The sequence below is a fragment of the Nocardia sp. NPDC058114 genome (assembly GCF_042884695.1).
In the GTDB taxonomy this organism is placed as follows: domain Bacteria; phylum Actinomycetota; class Actinomycetes; order Mycobacteriales; family Mycobacteriaceae; genus Nocardia.
The window spans coordinates 196,213-213,238 of sequence record NZ_JBHVTK010000006.1; the positions used below are offsets into that span (position 1 = coordinate 196,213).

Sequence of the window (17,026 nt, forward strand, 5' to 3'; positions counted from 1 at the left end):
GCCGATGTCGAAGGCGTAGCGCCCGTTCGGGTGCTAGCTGCCCGTGGTCGCCGATCCGTCCGTCGCGAAGCTCACCGTCGCGAAATTCACGGTCGCCAGCGCCGCCAACGCGCCGTCCTCGCCGTCGAATACCTCGACCTGGACCACGATCGACCGTTTGCCCGCGTGCACGATCTTGCTCACCGCGCGCGCGGTGCCCTCGGTGATCGGGCGGAAGTAGCGCACGCTCAGATCCGAGGTGACGATACCGGCGTTCGGCGGCCGGGACTCCAGGGCGAGGGTGCCCGCCGCGATGTCGGCCAGTGTCGCGATCAAGCCGCCCTGCAGCCCACCGGAGGTGTTGACCACGTGCGGCGCGACGGGCAGCTCCCAGATGAGCGAGCCGTCGAGGTCGGTCGCCTTGCGGAAGCCGATGTGGTCGAGTAGTCCAGTGATCTCTCGGATGGTCGACATCATGTCGGATCACCACTTTCGGAATGTGGTCGTGGGCCGATGGGGGATGCGGTGAAGTGTTCGCGGACCGCGGACAGGTCCGCCTTGCCCGACGGGGTGCGCGGAATCGCCTCGACGACAGCGATATCGGTGGGGATCTCGTAGCGGGCCAAACGAGTGCTCAGATAGCTGACCAGCTCATCGAGCTCGGCGTGGCGACCCTCGCGCAGCTCGACCATGGCGACCGGGGTCTCGCCGAGCCGGTCGTCGGTCCTGGCGACGACCGCCGCGCCGCGGACCGCGGGATGTTCCTCCAGCGCGGCGCGCACATCATCGGGCATGATCTTGAATCCACCTCGGATGATGGCCTGATCGGCACGTCCGAGAATCCAGAGGAACCCATCGGCGTCGATGCGGGCGATATCGGTGGTCCGTACCCAGCTCGCGGTGGGACCGAGCTGGCCGGGCGCGACCTCGAGCCGGCCGGGCACATCCGGCCCGAGCGCGGTGCCGTCCTCGTCGACCACCCGCAGGCGGGCGCCGCCACTGGCCCGGCCGACGCTGCCGCGCTTGGTGGTCCAGAACTGCCGGTGGTCGGGAAGCGTCCAGCCGGCGACGCCGCCGCCGAATTCGGTGGCGGCATACGACGTCAGGACCGGAATGCCGAACTTGTCCTGGAAGGCGTCGGCATCGGCGGCCGACAGCGGCGCGGTGCCCGAGGTGACCACCCGCACGCCCGCCAGATCCGCGGGGCCGAGGTCGGAGTGCAGCACCATCCGCAGGGCGGCGGGGACCAGCGACACCGCGCCCGGCCGGTGCGCCCGCACCGCCGCCGCCCAGCGTTCGAGGTCGAAGCGCGGCAGGAAGACGAACGGCCTGGCAGCGACGACACACTGCAGAATGCGGAAGATACCGCCGATGTGCACCAGCGGGGCATTCACGATCGCGACGCCACCGCGCGGTGCGGTCGGTGTGGCGGCCTGCTCGAAGTCGGTGCCGATGACACTGCGCGCCAGCATGTCGTAGGTGATCTCGACACGCTTGGGCGGCCCGGTGGTCCCGCTGGTGAGCATGCGGACGGCGATCCCCGGCAACGGGGTGCCCGCGTCGTGCTCGCCGATCGGCTCGCTGGGGATCGGTGCGGTGTCGAGGTCGGCGATGGTCACGGTCGCGGCCCCCGGCCCGACGAGGCTGGCCAGGTCCGCCTCTCCGCCGATCACCAGTGGCAATTCGAGCGCGGCGATATCGGATCGGGTGCGGTCGTCGCCACGGGAGGGGTTGATCACCACGACGGTGCCGCCGCTGAGCAGCACGCCGAGGAACGCGGCCACGTGTTCGGGGCGGTTGCGCAACAGTATGCCGACCTGGCACGGCGTTGTGATCAGCGCGCTGACGCGTCGCGCGGTCTCGGCGAGTTCGCCCCAGCTGTGCCAGGTTCCGTCGAATTCGATGGCCCGTGAACTCGGCGCCAGGTCGAGGACTCCGGCGATGCGCCCGCTCAGTGGATGGTCGTGGGTGTCGGTCATCAACGAATCCTCGGTTCGGTCGAAATGCCGCGGCGTTGTGCATCCCCCGCGGCCGCGGCGAGTTCCGCCTTGGCGATCGGGTTGCCCAGGCGGGTGTAGATCAGGCCCTGATCGAGTGCGGCCCGGTAGGGCTTGTCCAGCGATTCCCAAATCGCCTTCACCGTGCCCTGGGTCGCCGTCGGCGGCTTGGCCGCGATGCCGGCGGCGATGGCGTGCGCGCGTTCCCAGAGCTGTTCGCGGGTCACGATTTCGGTCACCAGGCCGATGCGCAGCGCGGTCTCGGCGCAGACCCGTTCGTCGTTACCCATCAACGCGATACGCAGGGTCTCCCCGAGCCCGACCCGGCGCATGAGCCCGATCGGCTCCAGCGCGCAGACCAACCCCGCCGACACATGGGAGTCGAAGAAGGTGGCATCGTCGGAACAGATCACCACGTCGGACTCGTTGACGAAGTAGAACGCTCCCGCCGTGCACAGGCCGTTGACCGCGCACACCACCGGTTTCCACATCTTCTGCCACTTGGGGCTCAACAGCTCGCCGGGGTCCTCGTGGTGCCAGATCCCGTCGGGTTGGCCGTAGGCGGACTTGATGTCGAGTCCCGCGCTGAAGGCGCGAGTGCCCGTTGCGCGCAGGACGACCGCGTTGACCGAGTCGTCGAGCCTGATCCGGCGCCACGCGTCGCGCACCTCCTCGCACATGGTGCGGTCGAAGGCGTTGAGTCGTTCGGGGCGGTTCAGGGTGAGGGTGGCGACCCGGTCGTCGGCGTCGATGTCGAGCGTGATCGTGCTGTAGTCGGCGCTCATCGGCACTGCCATTCCGGGGCGCGCTTCTCGACGAACGCGCGCGGTCCCTCGAGCGCGTCCTCGGTGCGGGTGACCCGTTCGCGGAACGACTCGGCCAGCATCTCGGCCTCGTGCATCGGCACGTCCAGGCCCTTGACGATCGCCAGCCGGGTGCCGCGCACCGCCAGCGGCGCATTGGAATTGAGGATGTCGGCGATCTCGCGAGCCCGCTCGAGCAGGCGGTCGTGCTCGACGACCTCGGTGATCATGCCCAGTTCGTAGGCACGCTGGGCGCTCATCCGCTCGTGCTTGCCCATCATCGCCATCCGCAGGGCCACGGTGCGCGGGAGCACCCGCGCCAGACGGACCACCTCTCGGCCTGCGACGAGCCCGATGCTCACATGGGGATCGAAGAAGGTCGCTCGATCCGAGGCGATGATGATGTCGCCGGTGGTCACCCAGTCCAGGCCCGCGCCGCAACAGATTCCGTTGATCGCGACAACAATCGGTTTGGTCATGGTCCGGAAGGGCGGGGTCCCCTCCTGCGGAGCCTCCCACTGCTCGTAGGTCGACAGGTACGGCTTCTCGTTGAGGACCTTGCCGTCGCCGGGGATGGCCTTGACGTCGGCGCCGGTGCAGAAGGCACGACCGTTCGCGGTCACGATGAGCAGCCAGACCTTGTCGTCGTTCTCGGCCTCGTCGTAGGCGGCGCGCAATTCGGTGATCATGTGCGGGCTCAGCGCGTTGAGGGCCTCGGGCCGGTTCAGCGTGATGGTGGCCGTGTGCCCGTCTACCTCGTAGCCGATGGTGTCGAACGGCATGCATTCCTCCTAGGGGACAGGGCGTGGCCCATACTGTTAGATATACAGTAGACAATACCGTTATGGTTCTGCCAAGGTGACGTGAAGTACCGACGAGGAAAGAGTGGCGATGGCCGAGAACGGGACCACACCTTCGGGCGGCACGGGAGCCGACCGGCCCGCCGGGGGGAGTACGACCAGGGGCGTCCTCGACGGTGTGCGGGTGCTCGACTACGGCCGGTTCATCGCCGCCCCGTGGTGCACCGCGATCCTGGCCGACATGGGCGCCGATGTCGTTCGCGTCGAGAAGCGCGAGGGCGGCGAGGACCGCTGGGTGCAGGCGGTGACCGAGGGTGGCGAGGGCGGCACGTTCCTGCAGTGCAATCGCAACAAGCGGTCGCTGACCCTGGACTCGACCACGCCGGACGGCGCCGAGATCACCCGTCGCCTCGTGGCAGGCGCCGACATCGTCGTCGCCAACATGCCGTTGGCCGGAATGCGGGCCAGCGGACTCGACTACGACACCCTGCGCGCGGTCAAGGCCGACATCATCCTGGCCAGCGCCACGGCCTACGGTGAGGGCGGTCCCTACAGTGACCGGATCGGTTTCGACGGTGCGGGCCAGGTCATGTCGGGCGCCACCCACCGCCAGGGCCTGCCCGAGCAGCCGATCCGCACCACAGTCCCCTACACCGACTTCGGCACCGCGATGACACTGGCCATCGGGGTCATGATGGCCCTGTTCCACCATCGCGCCACCGGCGAGGGCCAGCACGTCGAGGGCGCGCTGCTGCCGACCGCGCTGATGATGAGCAACGCGTTCCTGATCGAGCGCGACCTGCTCGGCGTCGACAAACCGCGCATGGGCAATCGGGGGACCTCGGTCGCACCGTGCGACCTCTACGAGGTCACCGACGGCTGGGTGCTGCTCCAGGTGGCCGGGCAGCCGATGTTCCGGCGCTGGTGCCGGTTGATCGGCCGGGAGGATCTCATGGACGACCCGCGCTTCGCCGGTGACGACCTGCGCTGGCAGCACAGCGACTTCCTCAACGACCTCATGCAGGACTGGTGCCGGGGTCGCACCAAGGCCGAGGTGCTCGCGGCGCTCGAGCGGTTCAAACTGCCCGCGGCGCCGATGCACAGCACCCACGACGTGCTCGAGGACCCGCACGTCGAGAAGCTGGGCTACCTCGAGCGGATCGACTATCCGGGAGCGTCGAAGCCGGTGCCGATCGTCGGAACCCCGTTCCGGATGTCGCGCACACCGGGACGGATTCGCCGGCGCGCGCCGCTGCTCGGCGAGCACACCGGGCAGATCCTGGCCGATCTCGGCTACAGCCCCGACGAGGTGGCCGACCTGCGCGAGCGGCAGGTCGTCTGATGACCACGCCGACCACCGCGCGCTACGGACAGCGCGCGCCCATCCCCCTCGAACAAGGAAGAGACAGTCGATGACCAGTTCCAGTACCGCCGAGGGCCGCGTGCTCTACGAGGTCGATCCCGATCGCAGGATCGCCACCATCACGCTGAACAACCCGTCGCAGCGCAACTCCTACAACGCCGCCATGCGGGACGGGATCGCGCGCTACCTGGACGAGGTCGCCGACGACGACGACATCACCGTCGTGCTGCTGCGCGGCGCCGAGGGGGTGTTCAGCACCGGCGCCGACATGAACAACGCCTACGGCTGGTACGGGGAGCGCCCCGCGTCCAACGGCGATCGGCCCGCCAAGAGCCGACCGAGTCAGCGCCGCCGACTCACGGTGGACCGCAAGTCTTTCGGCTTCTACCACAATTTCATGGGCTTCCCGAAGGTCACCGTCGGCGAGATCAGCGGCTACGCGCTGGGCGGCGGATTCGAAATGGCCCTGATGACCGATATCTCGGTCATCGCGCGCGACGCGAAGATCGGCATGCCCGCGGCGCGGTTCCTCGGCCCGGCGCTGGGCAGTCTGCACATGTTCTTCCATCGGCTCGGCCCGGTGCTCGCGCGCCGGATGCTGCTCACCGGCGACATCATCGAGGCGGGCACGCTCGAGCACCTCGGTGTCTTCACCGAGACCTGCGATTCGGCGGCGGTCACCGCGCGGGCGCGCTACTGGGCCGAGAAGGCGGCGAAGATGCCGGCCGACGGTGTGGTGATCGCGAAGGAGGCGTTCCGGATGGTCGAGCAGAGTCAGGCCTATCAGGGCGAGGAGGTGGCGAGCTATCTGTTCCACGCCTACGGCACCAACCTGCAGTTCTCGCCGGGAGAATTCAATTTTGTGAAGACCAGGGCCGAGCACGGCACCAAGGAGGCGTTCCGGCTGCGCGACGCCCACTTCCACGTGCCCGAGCCGGAACTGGACTAGCGAGAACCTGACAATTGAGGCCCGGGTCCCTGCGGGGGCCCGGGCCTCAATTGTGTTGCGGTGTCGCGTTACATCACCAGGCCGCCGTCGACCGGCAGCACCTGGCCGGTGACGAACGACGCCGCGTCGGAGGCGAGGAAGACGAACGCGCCCGCCACCTCGGCAGGCTCGGCCCAGCGCCGCAGCGGAATGCGATTGAGCATCTGCTCGGCGAACTTCGGATCGGTGCGGATCGTGGCGGTCATCGGGGTGGCCGCGGCCGGGGCGAGCGCGTTGACGGTGATCTGCTTGCGGGCGAGTTCGCGGGCCAGCGATTTCGTCATGCCGACGATGCCGGATTTAGCCGCCGAGTAATTGACCTGGCCGAGCGTGCCGACCAGTCCCGCCGACGAGGTCACATTGATGACGCGGCCGGTGCCGTCGGTCGGCAGGTACGCCAGCGCTGCCTGCGTCACGCGGAACGCGCCGAGCAGGTGGATGTCGAGCATCCGCAGCACCGATTCCTCGGTGGTGGCACCGAACATCGCGGGTTCGGTGGCGCCGGCGTTGTTCACCACGATATGCAGTGTCCCGTCGGCCAACTCCGCGGCGGCACTCGCGGCCGCATCGGCGGCGGCCCGGTCGCGAACATCGAGCGCCGCGGCGGCGGCTCGGCCACCGTCGGCGACGATCTTCTCGGCGGTGACCGCCGCGGCGGCGCCGTCGATATCGGTGACAAGGACCGCCGCACCCTGGGCGGCCAGCGCCGCGGCGACGGCCGCGCCGATGCCGCCGGCCGCACCGGTGACCAGCGCCGAACGGCCGGTGAGATCGAAGATGTTACGGGTGGTCACAGGGCTCCTCGGAGTCGAAAAGGGCTGGCTCGGTGTGGGCGGTCGACCCGCCGCGCGTCAGCGGACATCGAAGGTCACCGGCAGCGAACTCGGCGAGCGGAACGGCTGGCCGAAGATGTGGGGGTCACCGTCGGGCAGCAGAGTGATATTGGTCAGTCGCGACAGCAGTGCCTCCATGGCGACGCGCGTCTCCAGGCGGGCCAGGTGCAACCCGAGGCAGGTGTGCGCGCCCGCGGTGAAGCTGATGTGCGGGATGTGCGGCCGGAAGATATCGAATTCCTCGGAACGCTCCCACCGGGTCTCGTCACGGTTCGCCGAGCCGAGGCAGACATCGACGACCGCCCCCGCGGGGATGGCCACGCCCTCCAATTCGGTGTCTTCGGTGACGTAGCGCTGCACCAGTGTCAATGGTGTCTCGAACCGCAGGCCCTCTTCGATCGCCTGCGGGAGCAGGCTGTGATCCTGTTGGATCGCGGCGAATTGCTCGGGGTGGTTGAGCAATTGGAACAGCAGGTTCCCCGACGAGCGGTAGGTCGTTTCCAGGCCCGCGGGCAACAGCAGCCGGAGGAAGGAGTAGATCGCGCGGTCGCTGAGCTTCTCGCCGTCGATATCGGCGGTGACCAGGTCGCTGATGATGTCATCACTCGGAGTGGCTCGCCGCTGCTCGATATGACCGAGGAAGTACTCCTTCAGTTCCTTGGAAGCTTGCAGCGCCCTCGGCACGTTGCCCGCGTAGCTGATGATCGCCACGGCGGCGTCCCGGAAGAAGGGCAGGTCCTCGGCCGGTAGCCCGAGCAGGCGGGCGATAACCCGGGTGGGGAACTCGAAGGTGAAGTCGCGGACCAGGTCCGCGCGTCCCTCGTCGATGAATTCGTCGATGAGTTCGTCACAGATCGGGCGGACCACCTCGGGTTCCCACACGGCCAGCGACTGCGGTTTGAAGGCCGCCGACACCAAGTTGCGGTGGGCGCGGTGCGGTGCCCCGTTCATCGCCAGGATGGTGGGGCCCATGAACACGCCGATCGTCGCGTCGTAGAGCTGGGTGCTGAACACCGTGTTGTTGCGCAAGACCTTGTTCACCGCGGACCACGACATCACGGCGTAGGTATCGGTGGGGCGCAGTTCCTTCGGGGTTCTGGAGTAGTCCATCACCGTCCCGTGGAATACGCCGCCCGCGCGCCGCCGCGCGGCGAAGAAGGGGTAGGGATCGTGGGGATCGGGAACGTCCCCCATCGTCTCTGCTCGGTCCTCAACTGGGCTGTTCACAGCTCACCTCTGGCTTCGTCACACCGTACGAGTATTGGGAGTAATACTTACTGTAAGACATACAGTATCTGACCGGCATCCGGGTCGGCAATGCGACTGCCGAGGTGAGGGCCTCGAACGCGGGGCGGCGGGCGGCGAGGGTACCGCACCGATCGGGCGCTCCGTAGCGGTTACAGAAAGCTTGACAGTAAGGGTAACTATAAATCAGTCTTGTGGGCGAGACAACGCCGTCGACGCGGGTGCGTGCGAGGTGGTGGTTGCTGGGTTGCCAGCTCGGAACGGGAAAAGGTGCTGATAGTGATGCCGATCGTTGATGAGGCCGCGAACGTACTGGCGGATCCCTCCGCCTACGCCGACGAGCCGCGTTTGCACGCCGCGTTGGCCGCGCTGCGGGCGGACAAGCCGGTCTCGCGGGTGGAAGTGGCGGGGTACAAACCGTTTTGGGCGATCACCAAGCACGCCGACGTGATGGCGGTCGAGCGGGCGAACAGTCAGTTCACGAACTGGCCGCGCCCGGTGTTGATGACGGCGGAGTCCGACGAGATGCAAGCCGCGATCGGGATCCGGACGCTGATCCATATGGATGATCCGCAGCATCGGGTGGTGCGGGCGATCGCGGCGGACTGGTTCGGTCCGAAGGCGATGAAGGCGATGGGTGAGCGGATCGAGGAGCTCGCGAAACGCTACGTGGATCGAATGCGGGACACGGGGGGTGAGTGTGATTTCGTGTCCGAGATCGCGGTGAATTTCCCGCTGTACGTGATCATGTCGTTGCTCGGGGTGCCGGAGTCCGATTTTCCGTTGATGCTGAAGTTGACTCAGGAGTTGATGGGCTCCGATGACGATGAGTTGAAGCGGTCGACGCCGCCGGACGAGGCGATGAACGCGTTGGTGGAGATGTTCACCTTCTTCACCGCGTTGACCAACTCTCGACGAGAGCATCCGACCGATGATCTGGCGTCGGCGATCGCGAACGCGAAGGTCGACGGTGAGTTGTTGTCGGATGTGGATGTGGTGTCGTATTACGCGATTATCGCGACGGCGGGTCATGACACGACGAGTAGCAGTATCTCGGGTGGTATGCGTGCGTTGATCGAGCATCCTGAGCAGTTGGATCGGTTGCGGCAACATCCGGAGTTGATGGCGGGTGCGGTGGAGGAGATCATTCGGTGGGTGACACCGGTGAAGGCGTTCATGCGCACGGCTGCTGAGGATTCGGTGGTGAACGGGGTGTCGATTCCGGCGGGGGATTCGTTGTTGTTGTCGTACGCGTCGGCGAATCGGGATGAGGATGTTTTCGATGATCCGTTCCGGTTCGATATCGAGCGTGAGCCGAACAAGCATGTGGCGTTCGGTTATGGTGTTCATTTTTGTTTGGGTGCGGGGTTGGCGCGGATGGAGATCAGTAAGTTCTTCGGGGAATTGTTGCCGCGTTTGCGGTCGATCGAGTTGGCGGGGGAGCCGGAGTTGACGGCGACGACGTTCGTGGGTGGGTTGAAGCATTTGCCGATCCGTTTCACCATCGACTGACCTGAGAATCCCGCCCCTCCCGAATTCCCGCGCTGTCCGCGCGACCGATCACAGAAGACAGGCCACGACATGACAACTGCCAACACCTGGGACGAGACCCTCGACGATCTCGGCCGTCGCCGCGCGCGCGTGCTGGAGATGGGCGGTCCGGACCGGGTCGCCAAACACCGGGGGAAGGGCAAGCTGGACGCCAGGGCGCGCATCGAACGGCTGCTCGATCCCGGCACGTTCCAGGAGTTCGGCACACTCGTCGGCGGCGACATCGCCGCCGCCGACGCGATTGTGACCGGGTCCGGGCTGATCAACGGTGTCCCCGTCATGGTCGGTGCCGAGGACTTCACCACCCTGGCCGGCTCGATCGCTCCCGGCAGCAATTCCAAGCGCTACCGGCTGGCCGAACTGGCGGTGCGCGACAAGGTGCCGCTGGTGATGCTCTTGGAAGGAGCGGGGTTCCGCCCGACCGGCGATCACTACGGTCGCACCCCCACCGATCTGCTGGCCCAGGCGCAGTGCTCGGGCAAGGTGCCGATGGTCACCGCCGTGCTCGGGCCATCGGCGGGCCACGGCGCGCTGGTCGCCCCGGTCGCCGACTTCTCCATCATGAGCAGGCAGGGCTGCATCTTCACCGCGGGACCGCCGGTCGTGAAAGTCTCGACCGGCGAGGACATCTCGAAAGAAGACCTGGGTGGGCCCGACGTCGCGCTGCCCAGCGGTGTCGTCCACAACGTCGCCGAGACCGACGAGGACGTCCTCGACGAGATCCGCCGCTACCTGTCCTATTTCCCGCCGAGCGCGTGGTCTTATCCGCCGGTGTACCTCGCCGACGAGACCACGGGTCCGCGCCCGACGCCGGAGTTGCTCGACATCGTCTCCCGGGACAACGTGCAGAGCTACGACATGCGGGCCGTGCTCGATGTCGTGTTCGACGGCACCGACTGGTTCGAGGTACAGCCCGAACGCGGCACGCCGATCATCTGCGCGCTGGCGCATCTGGGTGGGCACCCGGTCGCGGTGGTGGCCAATCAGCCGCAGGTCCTCGCGGGTTCGATCGATACCGAGGCCGCGGACAAGGCGGCCCACTTCATCATGGTCGCCGATTCCTTCCACCTGCCGATCATCTTCCTCGCCGACAACCCAGGGATGCTGCCCGGCAGCGAGTCCGAGCGGGAGGGCGTATTGCGCAGCGGCGCGCGGATGTTCGTCGCGCAGACCGCGGCGACCACGCTGAAACTGCATGTGACACTGCGCAAGGCCTACGGATTCGGTTCGATGGTGATGTCGCTGATCGGATTCGACGGTCAGGCGGGCACCTTCGCCTACCCGGGCGCCACGATGGGCGCGATGGGCGCTGCCGCGTTGAGCAACGCCTCCAACGCCGAAGCGGATCTGGCCGCCGAACTGCGCGAGATGGAGCTGAAGGCGTCCTACCATTCAGCCGAACACATGGGATTCGACGAACTGATCCGGCCCGAGGAAACCCGCGACGTTCTGCTGCGCTCGCTGCAGCGCGGCCTCTACGGGCGGCAGACTCCCGCCCAGCCCGTGCAGCGCACCGTCATCATTCCCTGAACCGCCGACAGCTTGGGGGGCCGAACGACATCGTTCGGCCCCCCTTGCTTCGTGCGTGCTACCGATCGGCGTCGGTGAAGCGAATGATGCCGCGCAGACCGGGGGTGCGGTGGATTTCCTCGTAGCCCTCGTTGATCTGGTCGAGCCGGTACTCCTTGGTGAGCGTGCCGTCCAGATCGAGGTCGCCGAGTTTGTAGAGGGCCAGCACCTCGAGGATGTCCTCGTGCGGATTCCCGCCGCCGAACAGGCTGCCCTGCAGGTTCTTCTGCAACAACGTCCGCATCGACAGCGTGAGCGGCACCTGGGCGGCCACTGCGGAGCCCATGGCGGTGAGCACGCAGGTGCCCGCTCGGGCAGTGAGGTCCATCCACGCCTCGAGGTCGTCGCCGTCTCGTCGCCCCATCGACGCGATCACCTTGTGGCACATCCGTCCGCCCGTCGCGGCGGTGATGCCGGCGGCGGCGGTCGCGAGATCGGGATAGACATCGGTGGCACCGAGTTTCTCGGCTTGCGTGCGCTTCCACTCGACCGGGTCGACGACGAAGATCCGCGACGCCCCGGACAGCACCGCGCCCTGCAGCGTGGACGCGCCGACGCCGCCGAGCCCGATGATCGCGACATCCTCACCCGGCTGGATCCGTGCGGTGTGGACAGCCGAGCCGTAGCCGGTGGTGATGTCGCAACCGACGAGGCAGGCGATCTCGAACGGGATCGACGGGTCGATCTTGACCACCGAGGCCCGATGGACCACGGCGTACGGCGCGAACGCGCCGACCAGTGCCATCGGGTGCACTCCGCGCCCCCGCGCGGTAGCCCGGAAGGTTCCGTCGGAGACGGCCGCGCCACCGAGCAGGCCTGCGCCCAGATCGCACAGATTGCACAGTCCCGCACGGCACGGCCCGCAGGTGCCGCAGGACGGAACGAACGACATCACCACATGGTCGCCCACGGTGAGGTCGTGCACGTCCGCCCCGACTTCGACCACTACCCCCGCGCCCTCGTGACCGCCGAGGACCGGGAAGCCGGCCATGGCGATGTCGCCGGTGACGAGATGGCGGTCGGCATCGCACAGCCCGGCCGTCTCCATCCTGACCGTGACCTCACCCGCACGCGGCTCGCCGATCTCGATGTCTTCGATCGACCATGGCTGATTGCGGTCCCAGATCAACGCGCCTCTGGTCTTCATCGGTACCTCTTCAATAGTGTCGGACGGTGGGAAGAGTCGGCTGCGGCGTCAACGGCCGCGGAACTCGGGATCACGGCGCTGTCGGAAGGCGGTCAGGCCCTCTTTGAAATCGGCGGTACGGCAGGCGAGTTCGAGGGCGTAGAGCTCGTTGTCCATGGCCTCGGTCAACCCGGTGACCAGATTGCGATGGATGGACTGTTTGGCCAGGCCCAAGGCGATGGTCGGCGCGGCGGCCAACCGGGCGAGCAGCTCCTCGGTTGCCCGGTCGAGGTCATCGGGCGCCGCGACCGCGTGGATCAGGCCCCAGTCGGCGGCCTCGCTCGCCCCGACCTTCTCGCCGAGCAGCAGCATTCGCTTGGCCCTGGCCAGCCCGATCAGGCGGGGGAGCAGCCAGGTGGAGCCGGAGTCGGGGCTGAATCCGCGCGGCAGGAACGGCTCCCAGAAGACAGCGTCGGTGTCGGCGAGGGTGAAATCGGCGGCGATCGCGAGATTGCACCCGAGCCCGGCCGCCCAGCCTCGGACGGTGCACACCACCGGTAGATGCACCGTCTGGAGCAGCTCGATGACCCGGTGGGCGGTGTGGGGGATGCGTCGCACCAGATCTCCGGTCGGCGGGCGCTCGCCCGCGCTGTTGGTCGCCACCCAGTCGACACCGGAGCAGAAGTCCGCTCCGGCGCCGGTGATGTGTACGACGCGCAGCTCGGCGTCGGTCGCGGCGGCGGTGAGCGTGGCGACCAGGGTGTCGATCATGCTGGGGGAGAGTGCGTTGCGTCGGTTCGCCCGGTCGATGGTGAGGCGCAGAATCGGTCCGTCGTGCTCGACGCCCACCGTCCCCGCGTTGTTGTCGGGCGCGTTGTCGGTGGTCACTGTCGTCCCCGATTCTTCCTGGTCGATCGGTATCGGTGAGTCATACCGTTACATATACAGTAAAGACTACCGTTTGAATTTGCGACAGGTGGCGGATCGATTGCGCTCGCCGCTGGGCCGGTCTTCGACGGTTCAGGAGCGATCCTCGGACGAAACCTTGCGTCAGGCTCTACTGTTACGTATACAGTAGTCATATCTATTCGGCTTGCGGCAAGCTTTCCCGTCAGGCGGCGCGCGACACCCGCCGCTTCGTTCCGCTAGGACATCGAGGACCGAACCATGCACACAGAACAATCGAACTTCCGCGCAGGTAGCGGAGCGCTCTGTTGACCGAATGGACGATCGGCGCTGTATTCGACGAGGTCGCGGCGGCAGTGCCGGATCGGACATTGACAGTGTGCGGCGAGCGTCGCCGCACCTTCGGCGACACCGCGCTGCGCACCAGGAAGTTCGCGAACTTCCTGGTCGAGCGGGGATTCGGTGTGCACACCCCGCGCGCGGAACTGGATCGATGGGAATGCGGGCAGGATCGGATCGCGCTGCTCATGCGCAACGATCAGTACCTGGACGTGATGATCGCCGGTATGAAGGCACGGGTCGTACCGGTCAACATCAACCACCACTACACCGCCCACGAGATCCGGGATCTGCTCGCCTACATCAAGCCGCGCGGCATCGTCTACCACCGGTCCTTCGGTTCGGTCGTCGAGCAATCCGCGCCCGAGGGCGTCGAACTGCTGGTCTCGGTGGACGACGGCAGTGACGTCCCCGAGCTGGCGGGTGCGATCGGCTACGAGGACGCGGTGGCGCTCGGCGCCGACGAACCGGTGATCGAGACCTCGCCCGACGACCTGGTGATGCTGTGCACCGGCGGCACGACGGGCAGGCCGAAGGGTGTGCTCTGGCGCCAGGGCGATATGTACGTCTCCTCGATGAACGGCGCCGACCACGAGTCGGGCGAGCCGCTGCGCCAGCTCGCGCTGATGACCGGTCACGTCTGGTTCGCGGTCTCGCCGCTGTCGCACGCGGCCGGGATCTGGACCTCGTTCGCCGGCCTGCTCGCCGGGCAGACGATCGTGCTCTACGACGACCAGCGCAAGTTCGACGCGCACCGTGCGCTGCGCGTGGCCGAACAGGAAAAGGCCGCGCTCATGACGATCGTCGGCGACGCCTACGCCGGACCGTTGGTGCGCGCGATGCGCGAGCAGACCTACGATCTGTCCGCGCTGATGGCGATCGGCACCGGCGGCGCGGCGACCAATCCGGTGCACCGGCGCGACCTGCTCGAGCTACTTCCGCACGCGTTCGTCGTCGAGGGTTACGGGTCGTCGGAAACCGGCGGCATGGGCTTCGGTCGCAGCACCAAGGGCAACGAAGTCGACAGCTTCGCGCCGATGCCGGGCGGAACGGCTGTCAGCGACGACCGCACCCGGTTCCTGACGCCGGGCGAGGGTGAGGTCGGCTGGGCGGCGCGGTCCGGGCGTGTCCCACTGGGATACCTCGACGACCGCGATGCCACCGAGCGCACCTTCCCCGTCATCGGCGACATCCGGATGGCGATCCCCGGTGACCGGGCGACCGTCGACGCCGACGGCTCGTTGCGGTTGCTCGGGCGTGACGCCCTCGTGGTGAACACCGGGGGCGAGAAGGTATTCGTCGAAGAGGTCGAGGAGGTGCTGCGCTCGAACCCCCGGATCGGTGACGCGCTCGTGGTCGGCAGACCGAGTGCGAGATGGGGCAACGAGGTGGTCGCGCTGGTCTGCGTCGATCCCGGCGACCGTGTCTATGCCGCGAATCGGGTCGGTCCGGCGGCGTTGCGGCAATTGTGCCGATCTCGGCTGGCCGGTTTCAAGGTGCCCAAAGCCGTGATCTATGTCGACGAGATCCGTCGGCTCGGAAACGGCAAACCGGACTATCGCTGGGCCATGCAGCGCGCCGCCGCGGAAGCCGAGGGAAACGGGGAATGACGATGCGCAAGGTCAACGACTGTCTGGTCAATGTCCACTTCGGCGAGCTCGAGCAACCCACCTGGATGCTCAAGGTCCGCGACGACTATTTCAAGGGCGCGGCGTCGATGTACGCCCAGGTCGAACTCGGTGCCTTGCTCGACGAGATGGACGAACAAGGCGTCGAGAAGGCCGTTCTGATGTATTCGATGGTGAAACCGTCCAAGACCGCGCTCGCGTTCGTCGAGGCACGCCCGGATCGGTTCTCGCTGGCGGTCAACGGCGTCGATCTCCTGCGCCCGGTCGCCTCGCTGCGTGAACTCACCGCGTTGGTGCGCGACCTGCCCGTCACCTACACCACCACCGGGGCGAGTTTCTGGGGCGACGGCCGGTATCCGCCGACCGACGCGGTGTACTACCCGCTCTACTACAAATGCGCCGAGATCGGTCTTCCGTTGTGCATGAACACCGGGATTCCTGGCCCGCCGATCCCGGGTGAGGTCCAGAATCCGATCTATCTGGACCGGGTGTGCTACCAGTTCCCCGAACTGAAACTGTGCATGATCCACGGCGCCGATCCGTGGTGGGACACCGCGATCCGGCTGCTCATCAAGTACGAGAACCTGCGCTTGATGACCTCGGCCTGGTCGCCGAAACGGTTGCCGGACAGCTTGATCCACTTCATGCGTACCCGGGGGAAGAACAAGGTCATCTTCGGTTCGGACTGGCCGGTGCTCGCTATGCGCAGGCTGGTGCCCGAGGCCGAGGCCTTGGATCTGCCCGCGGACGTGCTCGACAACTACCTCTACAACAACGCGCAGGAGTTCTTCTTCGGCGACCGATCCGTCGGCGACTGACGCGCCGCAATCAGGAGAAATACGATGTTGGACCGATATGAACTGCGTCGACAGGACTACAGCCTGTCGGCGGATCAAACCGAACTCCAGGCCGTCTACGCGAAGTTCTTCCGTTCGCGGTGTTCCCTCGAGACCGTCCGCGCGGCGGAGGAGACCGGATTCGACAAGGATCTGTGGGAGCAGCTGTGCGCGACCGGCGCGACCTCGATGGCGTTGCCGGAAGCGGTCGGCGGTGACGGCGCGACCCTGGTCGAATTGTCTTTGGTCGCTGAGGAATTGGGACGGGTGATCGCTCCGCTGCCGTGGATCGATCACATCTGCGCGGCACGGTTGCTGGGCCGACTCGGCGCGCTGACCGCGGGCGAGAGTGACAGCACCGAGGTGGTCGAGGGCACACGGTTGCTCGCCCTCGATACCCGCGTCGACCCCGCGACCGGCGTGCGGCTCATCGCCGCGGGCTCGGTCGCCGACGACATCATCGTCCGTGACGGCGACGACATCGTGCGGGTGAGTTTCGATACCCGCCCCGCGAAGGTCGACAACATCGGCCGGCTGCCGATGGCCTGGGTGGACCCGGCCGCCGCCGACCGCCGGACCGTGCTGGCCAGTGGCGCGCAGGCGCTCACCGAGTACCACCGGGCGCTCGACGAATGGCGCGTGCTCACCGCCGCGGCCCTGGTGGGGCTGATCGACGAAACCCTCCGGATCGCCGCGGAATTCGCCACCACCCGCTACACGATGGGTGTCCCGATCTCGACCCTGCAGGGCATCTCCCATCCACTGGCCAATATCGCGATCACGGTCAATGCCGCGCGCAACCTGACCCGGCGCGCCGCGTGGTTCCTCGAACACGAGCCCGACACGCAACCCGGTCTGTCGGCCGCGGCGTTCGTCTTCATCGCCGAGGAGGCGCCGCGGGCGGCGACGATGGCCGTCCAGGTGCAGGGCGGACTCGGGGTCGCGACGGAAGCGGCCGCGTCGGCCTATCTGGTGCGGGCCCGAGGCTGGCCGCTGGCCGCCGGTGACCTCGGCGCCAGCGCAGTGCAGGTCGCTGAACTCTTCGCCGCAGCGTCGGCCTAGG

General features: G+C 67.2%; 15 protein-coding genes. 7 read left to right on the forward strand and 8 right to left on the reverse strand.

Annotation, left to right across the window (positions count from 1 at the left end; all coding sequences use genetic code 11):
• Positions 1–33: 33 nt before the first annotated feature.
• Genes ACFVVI_RS22860 through ACFVVI_RS22875 form a run of 4 tightly spaced genes read right to left on the reverse strand, consistent with a single transcriptional unit; the run spans position 34 to position 3,561 of the window.
• On the reverse strand, positions 34–456 hold the full coding sequence (locus ACFVVI_RS22860; RefSeq protein ID WP_378992937.1) for a PaaI family thioesterase: 423 nt from the start codon (positions 454–456) through the stop codon (positions 34–36).
• A complete protein-coding gene (locus tag ACFVVI_RS22865) occupies positions 453–1,958 on the reverse strand; it encodes a class I adenylate-forming enzyme family protein (protein WP_387446708.1) in 1,506 nt (501 codons plus the stop codon). Before ACFVVI_RS22865 ends, ACFVVI_RS22860 begins: the two co-directional genes overlap by 4 nt.
• Positions 1,958–2,773 (reverse strand): enoyl-CoA hydratase/isomerase family protein, encoded by an 816-nt coding sequence (locus ACFVVI_RS22870; protein ID WP_387446710.1) that lies wholly within the window; start codon positions 2,771–2,773, stop codon positions 1,958–1,960. The genes ACFVVI_RS22865 and ACFVVI_RS22870 overlap by 1 nt, the downstream gene beginning before the upstream one ends.
• Positions 2,758–3,561, reverse strand: coding sequence for an enoyl-CoA hydratase/isomerase family protein (locus ACFVVI_RS22875; RefSeq protein WP_387446711.1), 804 nt, complete (start codon positions 3,559–3,561; stop codon positions 2,758–2,760). Before ACFVVI_RS22875 ends, ACFVVI_RS22870 begins: the two co-directional genes overlap by 16 nt.
• Before the next feature lie 109 nt (positions 3,562–3,670).
• On the opposite strand from ACFVVI_RS22875, the gene ACFVVI_RS22880 reads away from it, so the two are divergent.
• Positions 3,671–4,921, forward strand: coding sequence for a CaiB/BaiF CoA transferase family protein (locus ACFVVI_RS22880; RefSeq protein ID WP_387446712.1), 1,251 nt, complete (start codon positions 3,671–3,673; stop codon positions 4,919–4,921).
• 70 nt (positions 4,922–4,991) lie between these two features.
• Positions 4,992–5,891 carry an enoyl-CoA hydratase/isomerase family protein gene (locus tag ACFVVI_RS22885; RefSeq protein WP_387446714.1) on the forward strand — a complete coding sequence of 300 codons (900 nt, stop codon included), beginning with the start codon at positions 4,992–4,994 and terminating at the stop codon, positions 5,889–5,891.
• A 68-nt stretch (positions 5,892–5,959) separates the two neighbouring features.
• Here the strand turns inward: ACFVVI_RS22885 and ACFVVI_RS22890 are convergent, their stop codons facing one another.
• Positions 5,960–6,724 (reverse strand): SDR family NAD(P)-dependent oxidoreductase, encoded by a 765-nt coding sequence (locus ACFVVI_RS22890; RefSeq protein ID WP_387446715.1) that lies wholly within the window; start codon positions 6,722–6,724, stop codon positions 5,960–5,962.
• 57 nt (positions 6,725–6,781) lie between these two features.
• Positions 6,782–7,957, reverse strand: a complete 1,176-nt coding sequence (locus ACFVVI_RS22895; RefSeq protein ID WP_387447014.1) for a cytochrome P450 — start codon at positions 7,955–7,957, stop codon at positions 6,782–6,784.
• A 333-nt stretch (positions 7,958–8,290) separates the two neighbouring features.
• Between ACFVVI_RS22895 and ACFVVI_RS22900 the strand changes: the two genes are divergently transcribed.
• Positions 8,291–9,520 carry a cytochrome P450 gene (locus tag ACFVVI_RS22900; RefSeq protein ID WP_387446717.1) on the forward strand — a complete coding sequence of 410 codons (1,230 nt, stop codon included), beginning with the start codon at positions 8,291–8,293 and terminating at the stop codon, positions 9,518–9,520.
• 69 nt (positions 9,521–9,589) lie between these two features.
• Entirely contained in the window at positions 9,590–11,089 is a 1,500-nt protein-coding gene (locus ACFVVI_RS22905; protein ID WP_387446718.1) for an acyl-CoA carboxylase subunit beta, read from the forward strand.
• 58 nt (positions 11,090–11,147) lie between these two features.
• On the opposite strand, the gene ACFVVI_RS22910 is transcribed toward ACFVVI_RS22905, so the two are convergent.
• Both ACFVVI_RS22910 and ACFVVI_RS22915 read right to left on the reverse strand, forming a co-directional pair.
• The gene (locus tag ACFVVI_RS22910; RefSeq protein WP_387446719.1) at positions 11,148–12,275 is read right to left on the reverse strand and encodes an NDMA-dependent alcohol dehydrogenase; all 1,128 of its coding nucleotides are present in this window, start codon (positions 12,273–12,275) and stop codon (positions 11,148–11,150) included.
• A gap of 48 nt (positions 12,276–12,323) precedes the next feature.
• The gene (locus ACFVVI_RS22915; RefSeq protein WP_387446721.1) at positions 12,324–13,142 is read right to left on the reverse strand and encodes an enoyl-CoA hydratase/isomerase family protein; all 819 of its coding nucleotides are present in this window, start codon (positions 13,140–13,142) and stop codon (positions 12,324–12,326) included.
• A gap of 326 nt (positions 13,143–13,468) precedes the next feature.
• On the opposite strand from ACFVVI_RS22915, the gene ACFVVI_RS22920 reads away from it, so the two are divergent.
• The 3 genes from ACFVVI_RS22920 to ACFVVI_RS22930 are packed head-to-tail and all read left to right on the forward strand — an operon-like array spanning position 13,469 to position 17,025.
• Entirely contained in the window at positions 13,469–15,109 is a 1,641-nt protein-coding gene (locus tag ACFVVI_RS22920; RefSeq protein ID WP_387446722.1) for an AMP-binding protein, read from the forward strand.
• The gene (locus ACFVVI_RS22925) at positions 15,106–15,945 is read left to right on the forward strand and encodes an amidohydrolase family protein (RefSeq protein WP_378992953.1); all 840 of its coding nucleotides are present in this window, start codon (positions 15,106–15,108) and stop codon (positions 15,943–15,945) included. Before ACFVVI_RS22920 ends, ACFVVI_RS22925 begins: the two co-directional genes overlap by 4 nt.
• Positions 15,946–15,972: 27 nt before the next feature.
• Complete coding sequence (locus tag ACFVVI_RS22930; RefSeq protein WP_387447016.1) at positions 15,973–17,025, forward strand: acyl-CoA dehydrogenase family protein; 1,053 nt, start codon at positions 15,973–15,975, stop codon at positions 17,023–17,025.
• Position 17,026 lies beyond the last annotated feature (1 nt).

Bases quoted from the DNA above. Each gene is read 5' to 3' on its own strand.
- ACFVVI_RS22885 (WP_387446714.1), top strand. From the start codon at position 4,992: ATGACCAGTTCCAGTACCGCCGAGGGCCGCGTGCTCTACGAGGTCGAT.
- ACFVVI_RS22895 (WP_387447014.1), bottom strand. From the start codon at position 7,957: ATGGGGGACGTTCCCGATCCCCACGATCCCTACCCCTTCTTCGCCGCG.
- ACFVVI_RS22865 (WP_387446708.1), bottom strand. From the start codon at position 1,958: ATGACCGACACCCACGACCATCCACTGAGCGGGCGCATCGCCGGAGTC.
- ACFVVI_RS22925 (WP_378992953.1), top strand. From the start codon at position 15,106: ATGACGATGCGCAAGGTCAACGACTGTCTGGTCAATGTCCACTTCGGC.
- ACFVVI_RS22900 (WP_387446717.1), top strand. From the start codon at position 8,291: ATGCCGATCGTTGATGAGGCCGCGAACGTACTGGCGGATCCCTCCGCC.
- ACFVVI_RS22875 (WP_387446711.1), bottom strand. From the start codon at position 3,561: ATGCCGTTCGACACCATCGGCTACGAGGTAGACGGGCACACGGCCACC.
- ACFVVI_RS22905 (WP_387446718.1), top strand. From the start codon at position 9,590: ATGACAACTGCCAACACCTGGGACGAGACCCTCGACGATCTCGGCCGT.
- ACFVVI_RS22910 (WP_387446719.1), bottom strand. From the start codon at position 12,275: ATGAAGACCAGAGGCGCGTTGATCTGGGACCGCAATCAGCCATGGTCG.
- ACFVVI_RS22870 (WP_387446710.1), bottom strand. From the start codon at position 2,773: ATGGCAGTGCCGATGAGCGCCGACTACAGCACGATCACGCTCGACATC.
- ACFVVI_RS22860 (WP_378992937.1), bottom strand. From the start codon at position 456: ATGATGTCGACCATCCGAGAGATCACTGGACTACTCGACCACATCGGC.
- ACFVVI_RS22880 (WP_387446712.1), top strand. From the start codon at position 3,671: ATGGCCGAGAACGGGACCACACCTTCGGGCGGCACGGGAGCCGACCGG.